The organism is Saccharomonospora sp. NB11 (assembly GCF_015910535.1).
Taxonomy (GTDB): Bacteria; Actinomycetota; Actinomycetes; order Mycobacteriales; family Pseudonocardiaceae; genus Saccharomonospora.
Map to the genome: position 1 here is coordinate 125,210 of NZ_JACBJG010000010.1, position 14,215 is coordinate 139,424.

The following is a 14,215-nucleotide window of genomic DNA, read 5'->3' on the forward strand; positions in this document are numbered from 1 at the left end:
GTTCCCATTCCGCGCCGCTTTCCGAGAGTCGACGCCCATTCTCGGGCGACGCGGTGTGGAAACGGACTTCGGGACGCTCACCGCCGACATTCCCGACGCGTCGGCGACGTCGTGCGAAACGGCGCCGAAATGGGCTCGCCGGTGAAACCGTCGCGTCAACCCCAGGCGAACCGGGTGCGGTCGCGCGCGGTCCACAGAGCACGGGTGGCCGCGAGCACCACCGCCAGCGCGCCCACCGCCGAGGCCACGATCACCAGGGTGGCCGAGGTGGCCACCGCGATCCACGCCAACGCCCACGCCACCGCGGCGGCGTAACCCGCGGCGGGCCGCACCCGCGTCACGGTCAGCACCGCCAGGCAGGTGGTTCCGAGCACCGCGAACACGCCGAGGGCGACGGCCAGTCCCCACGGCGGCGTGAACCCGAGTGCCACACCGGTGCTGGCGGCCCCCGCCACCGTCGCGACCGTGACCCAGCCCGTGTAGACACCGACCGGCGTGTGGAGCAGCAGTCGATCCGCCCAGCCGGTCGCCGGGTGCTCCCTCAACCGCAGCAACGCGAGATAGAGCACGACGAGCAGTGCCACGATGACGACCTCGGCGACGACGACCCAGCGTTGCGTGAAGACCAGCACCCACGACGCGTTCAGCACTCCCGCGGCGGCCACCCACCACCCGACCTGTCGGTGCACCTCCCGATGTCGCTGCCCGGACAGCGCGGCCCGCACGGCCAACGCGAGCACCAACACGTAGATAAGAGTCCAGATCGAGAACGCGGCCCCGCCGGGCTGCACGAGCGTGGGGTACGAGTTCGCCACCGTCCCCACCGCCTCGCCGAGGGCGCCGCTGCCGCCCAGCGCACCGGCGACCGTCTGCAGCACGACCGCCACGGACAACGCCACCGTGCGCGCCACGTCGCTCCCGGCCGTCCGGTCGCGCAGGCCACGGTCCCGATCACCGGCCCCCGCCGACCAGGGTGACGTTCCGGCCCGACTCCGCTCCACCATGGCCCCTCCCTCGCCTCGGCTCACTAGGGTTCCCGCACCCGGGTGAGCCGAAACGGATCTTGAGACCAGGTCGAGCATCGACGCCCCGAGAGACGGACGAGCCGCGGCAGCGGGGATTCCCCGTGCCGCGGCTCGGGCGTCGAGGTCCGCGCCTAGGCGTCGTAGTCCACGGTGAGCGCGTCCGAGCACGGCACCGACTGACACGTCAGCACGAAGCCGTCCGCCACCTCGGACTCCTCCAACGCGAAGTTGCGGCGCATGTCCGCCTTCCCGTCGGTGATCTTCGCGCGGCACGTCCCGCACACCCCGCCCTTGCAGGCGAAGGGCAGGTCGGGCCGCACCCGCTGGGCACCGTCCAGCAGGGTGACGTCGCGTGGCAGGGCCACCGTGGTCGACCGCCCGTCGAGCACGACGGTGACGTCGCTGGTCAGCCCGGCCACGGGCGCGTCCTCGTGACGCACCGCCTCGGGCGGGGTGTCCTCGACGAAGAACAACTCCTGGTGGACTCGCTCGGCCGGGACACCGGCGTCGAGCAGGTGCTGCCGCACGGCGGTCACCAGCTCGAACGGTCCGCACAACCACCAGTGGTCGGTGCGGTCGAGTTCGCCCAGCAGCGGTCGCAGCGCGGCGAGCTTGTCGGGGCCGAGCCGCCCGGTGAACACCTCCGCCTCGCGCGGCTCCCGCGAGAGCACGTGCACGAGTTCGAGCCGGTCGAGGTAGCGGTCCTTGAGGTCGGCCAGCTCGTCGGCGAACATCACCGTGTCCGTGCGGCGGTTGCCGTACAGCAGTGTGACCGTCGACGCGGGGTCACGGAGCACCGTCGCCGCGATCGACAGCATCGGCGTGATCCCCGACCCGGCGGCGATCAGGACGTGGTGACCGGGGGCGGTGAGGTCGGGGCTGAAGGTGCCGGTCGGCGTGCCGACCTCGATCGTGTCGCCGGGCTCGACTTCCCGCACCAGCCAGGTGGAGAACACCCCGTCGGGCACCTCGCGCACCCCGATGCGCGGCGCCTCCCCCTCCGGAGCGCAGATCGAGTACGAGCGCCGCTCGTCGCGGCCGTCGATCACGCGCCGCAGCGTCAACGACTGCCCCGCCCGGAAGGCGAACTCGTCGGCGAGTTCGGCAGGCACGTCGAAGGTGATGGCCACCGCGTCGTCGCACAGTCTCGTGACGTCGGCGACGGTCAGCGTGTGGAACTCCCCGCGCAGCCGGGACTTCCTGGTTTCGGTCGACGTCAACTCAGATCTCCTTGACGTGCTCGAACGGTTCGTGGCAGGCGCGGCACCGGCGCAGCGCCTTGCACGCCGTGGCGCTGAAACGCGACACCTCCTCGGTGTCGATCGAGCCGCAACGAGGACACCGTACGCGCGACACGGGAGGCGCGAGAGTCAGTGGAATCGGACCCGACCGTCGGGGAGCCGCCCCCGGCGGGGCGATCCCGGCCTCGGCCAGTTTGCGGCGGCCCTCCTCGGTGATCCAGTCCGACGACCACGCCGGGTGCAGCACGGTGCGCACCTCGACGTCGGCGAAGCCCGCCTCGGTCAACGCGTGCACGAGGTCGTCGCGCATGGTGTCCATGGCGGGGCACCCGGTGTAGGTGGGGGTGATCGACACGACCACCCGGTCACCGTCCTGGCGCACCTCCCGCAGCACGCCGAGGTCGGCCAACGTGAGCATCGGCAGTTCCGGGTCCGTCACCGTCTCCGCCACGTCGCGGGCGGTGCGTGTCGCGGTCACCATGTCGCGTCCGGGTGGGCTCGGGCGACGCTCTGCAGCTCCGCCAGCAGGTAACCGAGTGCCTCGGTGTGCACGCCGTGCCGCCCGGCTCGCCCGGAGACTCCGGGCAGCCCGGCGATCTCGGGCACGTCGAGCGTCGCCGCGTGCAGCACCTGCGCCAGGACGTCGTCGAACTCCGACCGCAGCGGTGCCGGGTCGACCCCGACGCCGACCTCGGCGAGGTCGCGCTCCACGTCGTGGGCGGTGAACAGCTCGTCGACGTAGGGCCAGACGGTGGCGAGCCCTTCCCGCATCCGCTCGTGGGAGTACTCGGTGCCGTCGCCGAGTCGCACGGCCCACTGCGCCGCGTAGTCGCGGTGGTAGGTCAGTTCCTTGACCGCCTTCGCCGCCACCGCGGCCAGCACCGGGTCGCGCGACGTGCACAGGCGCTGGAACACCGCGAGCCGCCACGTGGCGAACACGAGCAGCCGGGCGATCAACTCACCGAAGTCGCCGCGCGGCAGTTCGGCCAACCGCACGTTGCGGAACTCGTGTTCGGAGCGGAAGTACGCGAGCTCGTCCTCGCTGCGTCCGCGTCCCGTCGCGACCTCCTCCGCCGCACCGGCCCTGGTGAGCAACAGCCGAGCCTGCCCCAGCAGGTCCAGGGCGATGTTGGCGATCGCGACCTCGTCCTCCAGCTCCGGCGCGTTGGTGCACCACTCCTGCAACCGGTGCGACAGCACGAGCGCGTCGTCGCCGAGCATCAGGCAGTAGTCGGCGAGCTTTCCGGCGTCCACGTCGGACGGAACGCTGGTGTCCACACCAGACAATGGATCGGTGAATCCGGTGCCGAAGGCCCACCGCGCGTCGCCGGACTCCGTGATGGCCTCGTAGGCGTTGTCGAAGGACATGTGCTCACCCCCTCACATGTGGGGAACGTCGTCGGGGATGTCGTAGAACGTCGGGTGCCGGTACACCTTGTCGGCCGACGGCGCGAAGAACGGGTCCTTCTCGTCGGGGCTGGAGGCGGTGATGTCGGCGGCCTTGACCACCCAGATGCTCACGCCCTCGTTGCGCCGGGTGTAGAGGTCGCGGGCGTTGTGCAGGGCCATCTCCGGGTCGGCCGCACGCAGCGAACCGACGTGCACGTGGTTCAGGCCCCGCTTGCCACGCACGAACACCTCGTACAGGTCCCACTCGCCGGTCATGCCGCCACCGTCCTCTCCGCCTGCTTCGCCGCGTGCGCGGCGGCGGCCTCACGCACCCATGCACCGTTCTCGTGAGCGGCCTTGCGCCGGGCCACCCGTTGCGCGTTGCACGGGCCGTTGCCCGAGACGACGCGCTTGAACTCCGCCCAGTCGATTTCGCCGAAGTCGTAGTGCCCGCGCTCGGCGTTCCACCGAAGGTCCGGGTCGGGCAGCGTGACGCCCAACGCCTCGGCCTGCGGCACGGTCATGTCGACGAACTTCTGCCGCAGCTCGTCGTTGGTGTGCCGCTTGATCTTCCACGCCATCGACCGCTCCGTGTGCGACGACTCGGCGTCGGGCGGGCCGAACATCATGAGCGACGGCCACCACCAGCGGTTGGTGGCGTCCTGCACCATGTCCCGCTGCGCCTGGGTGCCCTTCATCATCGTCATCAGCAGTTCGTAGCCCTGCCGCTGATGGAAGGACTCCTCCTTGCAGATACGGATCATGGCGCGGGCGTACGGGCCGTAGCTGCTGCGACACAGCGGCACCTGGTTGCAGATCGCCGCACCGTCCACGAGCCACCCGATCACCCCGACGTCGGCGAAGGTCAGCGTCGGGTAGTTGAAGATCGAGGAGTACTTCTGCCGCCCGGAGATCAGCTTCTCCGTCAGCTCCGAGCGATCCGCGCCCAGCGTCTCGGCCGCCGAGTACAAGTACAGCCCGTGCCCGGCCTCGTCCTGCACCTTCGCGAGCAGGATCGCCTTGCGCCGCAACGACGGCGCGCGCGTGATCCAGTTGCCCTCGGGCTGCATGCCGATGATCTCGGAATGCGCGTGCTGGGCGATCATGCGGACGAGCGTGGCGCGGTAGGCGTCGGGAACCCAGTCCCTCGGCTCGATGCGCTGGTCCTTCTCCAGGGTGCGTTCGAAGTGCGTCTCCAGGTTCACTGCGCCGTCTCCTTCGCGACCAACGTGAGGACGTCGTACTTGGCCACCGACTCGCCCGCCGCGTTGGTGACGTCGGCGTCCCACCGCACCTCGCCGTAGTCGGCGTTCTCGCGCGGCGTGATCTGCTTGCACGTCAGGGTCACGGTGAGCTCGTCGCCCGGCTTGACCGGCGTGAGGAAGCGCAGGTTCTCCAGGCCGTAGTTCGCGAGCACCGGGCCCGGCTCCGGCGAGACGAACAGCCCCGCGGCGAACGACACCACGAGATAGCCGTGTGCGACGATGCCGCCGAACAGCGGGTTGGCCTCCGCCGCCTTCGGGTCGGTGTGGGCGTAGAAGGTGTCGCCGGTGAACTCGGCGAAGTGGGCGACGTCGGCGTCGGTCACGGTGCGAGGACCGGCCACCACCGAGTCGCCGATGCGCAGTTCGGCCAACGACTTGCGGAACGGGTGCACGCCCTCGGAGCGGGGCGCGCCCGGCACCCAGCTGTTGCCCACGGCCGTGAGCACCTTCGGGCTCGCCTGCACGGCCGTGCGCTGCAGGTGGTGCAACACGGCGCGAATGCCGCCCAACTCCTCGCCACCACCCGCGCGTCCGGGACCGCCGTGCACCAGCATCGGCAGCGGGGAACCGTGCCCGGTCGACTCCTTCGCGTCGTCGGCGTCGAGCACCAGCATGCGACCGTGCCACGGCGCGGCACCGAGCACGACGTCGCGCCCGAAGTCGGCGTCCCCGGTGACCACGGAGCCGACGAGGCTGCCCTGGCCGCGGGCCGCCAACTCCACGACCTGCTCGGTGGACGTGTACGGCAGCAGAGTCGACACCGGCCCGAACGCCTCCACCTCGTGCGGCTCGGCGCGCTCGGGGTCGTCGGCCCGCAACAGCACCGGTGACAGGAACGCCCCGCGCTCGGCGTCGGCGTCGACCACGTCGACGTGGTCGGGGTCGCCGAACACGACGCGCCCGGCGTCGCTCAAAGCCTTCAGCGAGCGGCGGACCTCCTCGCGCTGCTCCAGGCTCGCGAGCGCGCCCATGCGGACGTCCTCGTTCGCCGGGTTGCCGACCGTGACGCGGCCGAGGCGTTCGCACGCCGCCTCCTGCACGGCGTCGATCAGCTCGGCGGGAACGAAGGCACGCCGGATGGCGGTGCACTTCTGACCCGCCTTCACCGTCATCTCCGTGACGAGTTGCTTGACGAAGAGGTCGAACTCGGCCGTGCCCGGAGTGGCGTCGGGCCCGAGGATCGAGCAGTTGAGTGAGTCGGCCTCGGCGTTGAACCGCACGGCGTTGCGCACCACGGCCGGGCGCGCCCGCAGTTTGCGGGCCGTGGCGGCGGAGCCGGTGAACGACACCAGATCCTGTTCGGTGACGTGGTCCAGCAGGTCACCCGCGCTGCCACACACAAGCTGCAGCGAACCCTCCGGGAGCAGCCCCGAGGAGAGCATCAGCTCGACGAGTTTCTCGGTGAGGTAGGCCGTCTGGCTGGCGGGCTTGACGAGACTCGGCACCCCGGCGAGGAACGCGGGCGCGAACTTCTCCAACGGCCCCCACACCGGGAAGTTGAAGGCGTTGATCTGCACCGACACCCCGCGCAGCGGCGTGCCGATGTGGCGGCCCACGAACGTTCCGCCCTTGCTCAGCGGTTCCACCGCACCGTCGAGGTACACGGTGTCGTTCGGCAGTTCCCGCCTGCCCTTGCTGGAATAGGAGAACAGCACGCCGATACCGCCGTCGACGTCGACCATCGTGTCGGACCGGGTGGCGCCGGTGCGGGTCGACAGCGCGTACAGCTCGTCTCGGTGCTCACGGAGGTGGGACGCCAACGCCTTCAGCAGCGCGGCGCGCTGGTGGAAGGTCAGCTCGCGCAACGCCGGGCCACCCACGCGGCGGCCGTACTCCAACGCGGCGCGCATGTCGATGCCCGTCGAGGAGATGCGCGCGATCTCCTCGCCCGTCGCCGCGTCGTGCAGCGGGGTGCCCTCGTCGGTCGCGGTCCGCCACTCACCACCGACGTAGCTGCGCAACAGCCGCGTCGACATCGGTGGCGTCGCGTGCCTGCTCATCGAGCCTCCTCGAATAACCTACCGAACGTTCAGGAAGTGATGGTAGCGCCCGGCGCTCGTCCGGGAAAGGTGCCGCGACGCCCGGTCAGCTCCAGTCGTAGAAACCCCGCCCGCTCTTGCGGCCGAGTTCCCCCGCGGCGACCTTGTCGCGCAGCAGGCGCGGCGGGGCGAACCGGTCGCCCAGAGTCGCGTGCAGGTACTCGGCGATCGCGAGCCGCACGTCGAGACCGACGAGGTCGGTCGACCGCAGCGGCCCCATCGGATGGCGGTACCCGAGCTCCATGGCGTTGTCGATCGCCTCGGCGTCGGCCACCCCTTCCTCCAACATCCGGATGGCCTCCAAGCCCAGCAGCACCCCCAGCCGGCTCGTCGCGAAGCCCGGCGAGTCACGCACGACGACGTCGGTCTTGCCGAGCGCGCGGACCCAGCCTCGACCGGTCTCCACCACCGACTCCCGCGTCGTCGGCGCGGTCACGACCTCCACGAGGCTCGACGCGGGCACCGGGTTGAAGAAGTGCAACCCGAGGAAGCGGGCGGGGTCTCGCAAGGCCGCGCCGAGTTCCGCGATGGACAACGAGCTGGTGTTGCTGGCCAGGATCGTGCCCTCCGAGACCACCGACTCCGCGCGGGTCAGCACGTCGACCTTCAGCTCCGCTCGCTCCGGAACGGCCTCGACCACCAGGTCCACTCCCGACGGCAACGCACCGAGGTCGCCCACCACGTTCACCCGCTCCAGCACCGCGGCCGGCGTCTCGTCGAGCTTGCCGCGCTCGGCCGCCTTGGCGAGCCCGGCAGCGATGCGATCCCGGGCGGCAGAGACCGCGGCCTCGTCGCTCTCCACCACGCACACGGCCGTACCCCGGGCCGCGAAGACCTGCGCGATTCCGGCTCCCATCCGGCCGCCGCCGATCACTCCGATCGCCCCGGGCAGCACCGTCGCCGTCTCTGCGTCCACCGCGTCCTCCGACTCTTGACACTCGTTCACCCGCTGGTTTTACTGAGGCCACCTATTTACCGTCCATTCGGTCAGTTAGCAAGGCGGTGGGCCTGTCGTGGCAGAGGAGAACCCCGAGATCGCGGAGGCGACGCGAGCCATGCTCGACTCCGACGTCGCCTCGGCCTCGCTGGGGATCGAGGTCGGTCACGCCCGGGACGGACGCGCGATCGCGCGCATGCGGATCACGGAGCGGATGGTCAACGGGCACGGCATCGCCCACGGCGGCTACGTCTTCCTCCTCGCCGACACCGCGTTCGCCTGTGCATGCAACAGCCACGGGCCGGTGACGGTCGCGGCGGGAGCCGACATCACCTTCGTCGCCAGCGCGCGACTCGGTGACGAACTGGTCGCCACCGCCGAGGAACGCACGTGCTACGGCCGTAACGGCATCTACGACGTCACCGTTCATCGACACGGCGCCGACGGGCGTGAGGTGATCGCCGAGTTCCGGGGACGCAGCCGCACGATCGGCTCGATCTGACGACACGGAGGAAATCCGCATGACCACGACGCACAACGACGTGCCTCAGGTCCGCCGACTGGGCCGCGCACCGGCGACGGAGGACCTCTCCCCCGTCGAGCGGGCGAGCATCGACGAACTTCGTGCCCTCCAGCTCGAACGTCTTCAGTGGACACTGCGGCACGCCTACCTCAACGTGCCCTTCTATCGCAGGAAGTTCGACGAGGCCGGAGTACACCCCGACGACTGTCGCGAACTCGGCGACCTCGCGAAGTTCCCCTTCACCACCAAGCAGGAGCTGCGCGAGAACTACCCGTACGGCATGTTCGCCGTGCCCAAAGACCGTATCCGCCGCATCCACGCCTCCAGCGGCACCACCGGGACCCCGACCGTCGTCGGCTACACCGAGGACGACCTCGACGCCTGGGCCGATGTGGTGGCGCGGTCGATCCGCGCGGCGGGCGGCCGTCCCGGTGACACGGTCCACGTCGCCTACGGCTACGGCCTGTTCACCGGCGGCCTGGGCGCCCACTACGGCGCCGAGAAGCTCGGCTGCACCGTCGTCCCGGCCTCCGGGGGCATGACCGCCCGCCAGGTGCAACTGATCACCGACCTCCGGCCCGAGATCATCATGGTCACGCCGTCGTACATGCTCACGCTGCTCGACGAGTTCGAACGGCAGGGCATCGACCCACGGAGCACCTCGCTACGCGTCGGCATCTTCGGCGCCGAACCGTGGACCGAGCAGATGCGACACGAGATCGAGGACCGGCTCGACCTGCACGCCGTCGACATCTACGGGCTGTCCGAGGTGATGGGGCCGGGCGTCGCGCAAGAATGTGTCGAGACCAAGGACGGTCTGCACGTCTGGGAGGACCACTTCTACCCGGAGGTCGTCGACCCGCTCGACGACGTCGTGCTGCCCGACGGCGACACCGGCGAGCTCGTGTTCACCTCGCTCACGAAGCAAGCCATGCCCGTGATCCGGTACCGCACCCGCGACCTCACCGCGTTGCGCCCCGGCACCGCGCGCCCGGCGTTCCGCCGCATGGACAAGGTCACCGGACGCAGTGACGACATGATCATCCTGAGGGGCGTCAACGTCTTCCCCACCCAGATCGAGGAGATCGTGCTGGCGACCGAGGGGCTCGCCCCGCACTTCCAGCTCCACCTGAGCCGCAAGGATCGGATGGACCACCTGACCGTCGTGGTGGAGGCCGACGCCGACACACCCACCGAGCGGCGCGGCGCAGCGGCGGCCGAGATCGCCACACGCGTGAAGGACGGGGTGGGTGTCAGCGTCGGAGTCGAGATCGTCGACCCCGAGACGCTCGAACGGTCGGTGGGCAAGCTCAAGCGCGTCGTCGACCAACGGCCGCCCGCCTGACCAGGCCAGGGATAATGGCGCCATGACCGACACACCGCCGAAGCGGCCCGCCCGCCGGGGCAGGCCGGGTTACGACCTCGAATCCCTCCTCGCGGTGGCGGTCGAGCTGTTCAACGAACGCGGCTACGACGGCACGAGCATGGAGGACCTCTCCCGCAAGCTCGGCATCACGAAGTCCGCGATCTACCACCACGTGCGGAGCAAGGACGAGTTGCTCCGGCTCGCCGTCAACCGTGGCCTGGACGGGCTGTTCGCCGAGGTCGACCGCCTCGACGAGATCGAGGGCAGGGCGATCGACAAGCTCGAACACCTGGTGCGGGCGAGTGTGGTCGTGCTCGTCGACCAGCTCCCGTTCGTGACGCTCCTGCTGCGGGTGCGCGGCAACAGCCAGGTGGAGCGCGACGCGCTCGCCCGCCGCCGCGAGTTCGACCAGATCGTCACCGACCTGGTCAGCAAGGCCGCCGCCGACGGCGACCTTCGCCCCGACGTCGATCCGGCCACCTCGGCCCGACTGCTGTTCGGCATGGTGAACTCGCTCGTCGAGTGGTACCGACCTCGGGGAGGCGTCGACGCGTCGGCGCTGGCCGACATCGTCGCCGCCGTGGCCTTCGACGGCCTGCGCGTGCGCGCGACCGACTGACCCGCCCCGACGCGCCCGACATCGTGACCCAGTCGCGGTGTCGGGCGCGTCGCGTCGTGGCCTGGACCTCTCGCCTCGCTGTGAGCACCGCCTCCCCATCGGTGGCCGATCCCGTTCACCGACCGTCCTATTCGACGACAGCACGATTCCCTACTCCCGTCGGTTCCGCGACCGGCCCCCGGCACTCATGATCGAAGCGCCCGGGAACCGGCCGAAAGGAGTACGCCCGTGCGTCGTCTCGCCGCGGCGGTCGCCGGTGCGACCGTTCTCGTCACCGCACTGCTGTCCGCCCCTGCCGCCTCCGCCTACCCTCCCTCCCCGCCCGGTGAATCCACCGCGCGCGCAAACCTGGCGAAGCTCACCGTGGCGCCCGACGGCTCCATGGACGGCTACGACCGCGACAAGTTCCCGCACTGGAAGTTGCAGGACGGCAACTGCGACACCCGCGAGACCGTCCTCAAGCGCGACGGCACGAACGTCGTCGTCGACAATGCCTGCCAGCCGACGTCCGGAAGCTGGTACAGCGTGTACGACGGGGTGTGGCTCGACAGCTCCTCCGACGTGCACATCGACCACGTCGTCCCCCTCGCCGAGGCGTGGCGCACCGGTGCCTCGTCGTGGACCCAGAGCAAGCGGGAAGCGTTCGCCAACGACCTCAGCTCGCAGCAGCTCATCGCCGTGTCCGGCTCCAGCAACACGTCCAAGGGCGACAAGGCGCCGGAGTCCTGGAAGCCCTCGAACACCGGCTACTGGTGCATGTACGCGCGGTCGTGGATCAACGTGAAGTACACCTACGACCTCACGGTGACCTCCGACGAGGTGAGCGCGCTGGAGAGCATGCTCGACCGGTGCTGAGCCGATCTGGTCAGCACACCCCACCGAACGGTGGATCGTTCCTAGAATGCCGGTGACGTGCCGCAACCGGCACGCCCGGCTTCTGGGGGAGAGAACGTGGAGTTCCACAAGTCGAAGCTCTTGACCTGGGTGTCGCTGGCCATGGTCGTGGTCGGCGCCGTCGGCTCGGTGCTCTTCGTGGGCTGGCTGCTGGGTGAGGGCGGACGGCGCACGAGCATCATGCTCATCGTCTGCCCGTTCATCCTGCTCATCGGCCTGCTCGGCGTGGTGACCACGATGGTGCCGCTGAAGCTGCGCATCGACGAGTACGGCATCCGGGTCCGCAACCGCCGCGAACGGGTCGACCTGCCGGGCCGGGTGCCGTGGCAGGCGTTCGAGGCCATCACCCTCGGGCACAAACCCGACGAGTTGGACAAGGACCCGTACGTCATCGCGTGGCCGAAGGGACCGATCCCCGGACTCCCGCAGGACAAAGCCATCCGCCGCGGCCACGCGGTGGGCTACGCCCTCGTCAGCGTCGGTGACCTCACCGAGTCCGCCGCCCAGGTCGCCGCGGGCTTCCGCCGCTACGCAGGCCCGCTGTTCCGCGACGAGCGCATGGCCCACAACCAGAATGAGGAGTGACGCCCACCGACGACGTTCGCGAGGAGTCCACATGAATCTCCGGGACGCGTTGCCCGTCCACCACGACGGCGTCGTTCTCCGACCGCTCGCCGACGCCGACGCCGAGGCGTACGCGGAGGGCACCCGCGATGCCGACGTCCGACGCTACGCCCACCTTCCCCTGTCCCACTACACCCCGGACATCGTGCGCGAACTCGTCCGCTCCGACGTCCGGCGAGGACTGGACGAAGGGACGCTGGCGGTGCTGAGCATCGTGGCGGACACCGACGACACCTTCCTGGGCAGCCTCGTCCTCTTCGACATCACCGCCGAGCAGGCGGAGGTGGGCTTCTGGCTCACCCCGCACGCGCGAGGACGCGGAGTCGCCCGGCGTGCCCTCATCGCGTCGGTCGACCTGGCCCGCTCCCTCGGATTGTCCGCCGTGACGGCGCGCACCGATCCCGCCAACACGGCGTCCGAGCGCGCACTGATCGCCGTGGGCTTCTCGACGGACGGCTCACCGCGACCGACCACGACTCCGTCGGGCACGACGACGGTTACCCAGCACTACCGGTACTCGCTTCCGGGACACGACGGCACCCAACGCGCTCACTAGACCAACGCGTGCGTCCGGGCGGCGAGTTGGCGGATGCCGGGTAGCGACGCCTGGCGCGGGTGGCGCAGCAGGTCACCGACCAGGCGCCGGACGGTGGCGCGGGTCCGCACCTCGCACGGCGCCGCGCGTTCGGCCGCCAGCAAGGTCTGGAACGCACGGTCGGGCTTGTCCCACTGGGCGTAGCACAGGGCGACGTCGACGAGGAACCGCGCCCGGCGCTCGGTGTCGGGGAAGCTGACCAAATCCGCGCTCTGCGAGTGGTGCAGCGCGGTGCCCGCGTCACCCAGGACGTAGTGCGCGGACACCCGGTGGCTGAGCACGTTCGCCGCGAGGGCCGCCTGCTGCATCGGGTGCGCCGACAGGCGACCGGCCGCGGCGTCGGCCTCGGCCAGCAGTTCGGTGGCTCGTTCGTGGTCACCGCCCCGCGCCGCCGCGTATCCCGCCGAACACAACAACACGCCGTGCAACGCGAGGTGGCGCGGGTCGGGGTCGCGGCCAGCCAGGTCGAGTTGGTCGGCGGCGCTGAGCGTGAGGTTCTGGGCGCGGTCGTGGTGGCCCGCTCGCCGACACACCGAGCCCAGCAACCGGGTCGCCTCCGCCCTCACCAGGACGTCCTCCGACCCGGACGCCATGCGCAAGCCCCGATCCGCACAGACCCACTCCAGGCCACTGGCTTCGAGTTTCAGCAACGCGCGCGTGGCGAGGTTGTACGCGTTCGCCGCGAGCCGCGCGGTCCGCGCGCTGCCGTCCTGCGCGTGGGCGGCCTCGGCGGCCGTCAGCAGATCCGGCAGCCGGGTACCGAGTTCGACGTAGCGACAGTCGTGGAAGTCCTCCCGCGCGCGCCGCAGCGCCGACTCCAACGTCGACAGCGACGCCGGCTCGGTGTTCGTGGTGGTGGGCCCCAACAACACCGCTTCCAGCCGGCTGGTCAGAAACGCGGCCGGATCGATCTGCAGGTCGGGTCTCTGCGCGGCCAACGCGCCCGGCGCCGCCATCGCGGTGCCCGCCAAGCCGGCTGCAAGCAGGAATGCGCGTCGTCGCACCTGACCGTCCCCTTCCTGGCCGGAATTCGTGCACACCCTCGAAATGCGTGTTTCGACCCGAGTCGCGGCAGGGCGCTCCTGAGCGGACGCGGTGAGTCCGAACGCTTCGGCGGGCAGGCCGAGAACGGTGGCGAACCGGCGAAGCACGGCGACGTCGCGCAATCCACGGCGACCATTCTCGAACCGGGAGATCGTGGATGCGGAACAGCCGAACTTCTGCCCGAGTCGCCCCTGTGACCAGCCCAGTTGCTCGCGAGCGCGACGCAGCACAGTGGCGTAGTCACCGCGATTCGCGGCATCCCACAGAGCTGGCGTCCACCGGTTCGGCACTGCGCACCCCCGACACTTCCTGCACAATCGGTGGGGCCAGCGTAGTGACTTCGTCACGCAGAGAAGTCGGTTTGCCAAAATGGCACAACCTGTGCCGCACTGGCACAGCGGCTTCCCCGTGACTGCGGTCTGGTCCTAGCGTCGTGAGAGTCCGGTCGACGGACTTCGCCTCCGCTCTCGTCGATCCGGTTGGCTGGCAGGAGTAACCACGCACCGACCGCCTCTGCCCGGCATCGGAACTTCTGCCAGCCCATCCCCAGCTATCCCGGACGGCGCGCTACGTCGACACCACGTTTCGTCGACACCGCGCCGCCGGACACGCCCGCCTCGCGACCCGCCCTCCACGCGGTCGCCCGGGCCCGAG

Annotated in this window: 15 protein-coding genes and 1 pseudogene; 6 read left to right on the forward strand and 10 right to left on the reverse strand. The window is 70.3% G+C overall.

Going from position 1 to position 14,215, the window contains the following annotated elements; translation table 11 throughout:
- Positions 1-155: 155 nt before the first annotated feature.
- From JAV51_RS16045 to JAV51_RS16080, 8 genes are all read right to left on the reverse strand, one after another.
- Positions 156-1,004 carry a tryptophan-rich sensory protein gene (locus JAV51_RS16045; RefSeq protein WP_231642405.1) on the reverse strand — a complete coding sequence of 283 codons (849 nt, stop codon included), beginning with the start codon at positions 1,002-1,004 and terminating at the stop codon, positions 156-158.
- Between the two features lie 152 nt (positions 1,005-1,156).
- Complete coding sequence (gene paaE, locus JAV51_RS16050) at positions 1,157-2,245, reverse strand: 1,2-phenylacetyl-CoA epoxidase subunit PaaE (RefSeq protein WP_197321544.1); 1,089 nt, start codon at positions 2,243-2,245, stop codon at positions 1,157-1,159.
- Position 2,246: 1 nt separating this feature from the next.
- The gene (gene paaD, locus JAV51_RS16055) at positions 2,247-2,747 is read right to left on the reverse strand and encodes a 1,2-phenylacetyl-CoA epoxidase subunit PaaD (protein WP_197321545.1); all 501 of its coding nucleotides are present in this window, start codon (positions 2,745-2,747) and stop codon (positions 2,247-2,249) included.
- Complete coding sequence (paaC, locus tag JAV51_RS16060; RefSeq protein WP_197321546.1) at positions 2,741-3,634, reverse strand: 1,2-phenylacetyl-CoA epoxidase subunit PaaC; 894 nt, start codon at positions 3,632-3,634, stop codon at positions 2,741-2,743. The genes paaD and paaC overlap by 7 nt, the downstream gene beginning before the upstream one ends.
- A 12-nt stretch (positions 3,635-3,646) precedes the next feature.
- Positions 3,647-3,931 (reverse strand): 1,2-phenylacetyl-CoA epoxidase subunit PaaB, encoded by a 285-nt coding sequence (gene paaB, locus JAV51_RS16065; RefSeq protein WP_197321547.1) that lies wholly within the window; start codon positions 3,929-3,931, stop codon positions 3,647-3,649.
- A complete protein-coding gene (paaA, locus tag JAV51_RS16070; protein ID WP_197321548.1) occupies positions 3,928-4,860 on the reverse strand; it encodes a 1,2-phenylacetyl-CoA epoxidase subunit PaaA in 933 nt (310 codons plus the stop codon). Before paaA ends, paaB begins: the two co-directional genes overlap by 4 nt.
- Positions 4,857-6,920, reverse strand: a complete 2,064-nt coding sequence (paaZ, locus tag JAV51_RS16075; RefSeq protein WP_197321549.1) for a phenylacetic acid degradation bifunctional protein PaaZ — start codon at positions 6,918-6,920, stop codon at positions 4,857-4,859. The genes paaA and paaZ overlap by 4 nt, the downstream gene beginning before the upstream one ends.
- Positions 6,921-7,005: 85 nt before the next feature.
- Entirely contained in the window at positions 7,006-7,875 is an 870-nt protein-coding gene (locus tag JAV51_RS16080) for a 3-hydroxyacyl-CoA dehydrogenase family protein (protein WP_197321550.1), read from the reverse strand.
- 139 nt (positions 7,876-8,014) lie between these two features.
- On the opposite strand from JAV51_RS16080, the gene paaI reads away from it, so the two are divergent.
- From paaI to JAV51_RS16110, 6 genes are all read left to right on the forward strand, one after another.
- Entirely contained in the window at positions 8,015-8,398 is a 384-nt protein-coding gene (paaI, locus tag JAV51_RS16085) for a hydroxyphenylacetyl-CoA thioesterase PaaI (RefSeq protein WP_197321596.1), read from the forward strand.
- A gap of 19 nt (positions 8,399-8,417) precedes the next feature.
- A complete protein-coding gene (paaK, locus tag JAV51_RS16090; protein ID WP_197321551.1) occupies positions 8,418-9,764 on the forward strand; it encodes a phenylacetate--CoA ligase PaaK in 1,347 nt (448 codons plus the stop codon).
- 22 nt (positions 9,765-9,786) lie between these two features.
- A complete protein-coding gene (locus tag JAV51_RS16095) occupies positions 9,787-10,404 on the forward strand; it encodes a TetR/AcrR family transcriptional regulator (protein WP_197321552.1) in 618 nt (205 codons plus the stop codon).
- Between the two features lie 228 nt (positions 10,405-10,632).
- Positions 10,633-11,259: an HNH endonuclease family protein gene (locus tag JAV51_RS16100; RefSeq protein ID WP_197321553.1), complete on the forward strand. Its 627-nt coding sequence runs from the start codon at positions 10,633-10,635 to the stop codon at positions 11,257-11,259.
- 96 nt (positions 11,260-11,355) lie between these two features.
- Positions 11,356-11,883, forward strand: coding sequence for a hypothetical protein (locus JAV51_RS16105; RefSeq protein WP_197321554.1), 528 nt, complete (start codon positions 11,356-11,358; stop codon positions 11,881-11,883).
- Positions 11,884-11,914: 31 nt separating this feature from the next.
- On the forward strand, positions 11,915-12,478 hold the full coding sequence (locus tag JAV51_RS16110) for a GNAT family N-acetyltransferase (protein ID WP_197321555.1): 564 nt from the start codon (positions 11,915-11,917) through the stop codon (positions 12,476-12,478).
- Here JAV51_RS16110 and JAV51_RS16115 read toward each other — a convergent pair.
- Both JAV51_RS16115 and JAV51_RS20495 read right to left on the reverse strand, forming a co-directional pair.
- A complete protein-coding gene (locus JAV51_RS16115; RefSeq protein WP_307845907.1) occupies positions 12,475-13,521 on the reverse strand; it encodes an XRE family transcriptional regulator in 1,047 nt (348 codons plus the stop codon). The genes JAV51_RS16110 and JAV51_RS16115 overlap by 4 nt on opposite strands.
- A gap of 117 nt (positions 13,522-13,638) precedes the next feature.
- Positions 13,639-13,908 (reverse strand): annotated as a pseudogene (locus JAV51_RS20495) (multiprotein-bridging factor 1 family protein); the annotation flags it as partial.
- Positions 13,909-14,215: the final 307 nt, after the last annotated feature.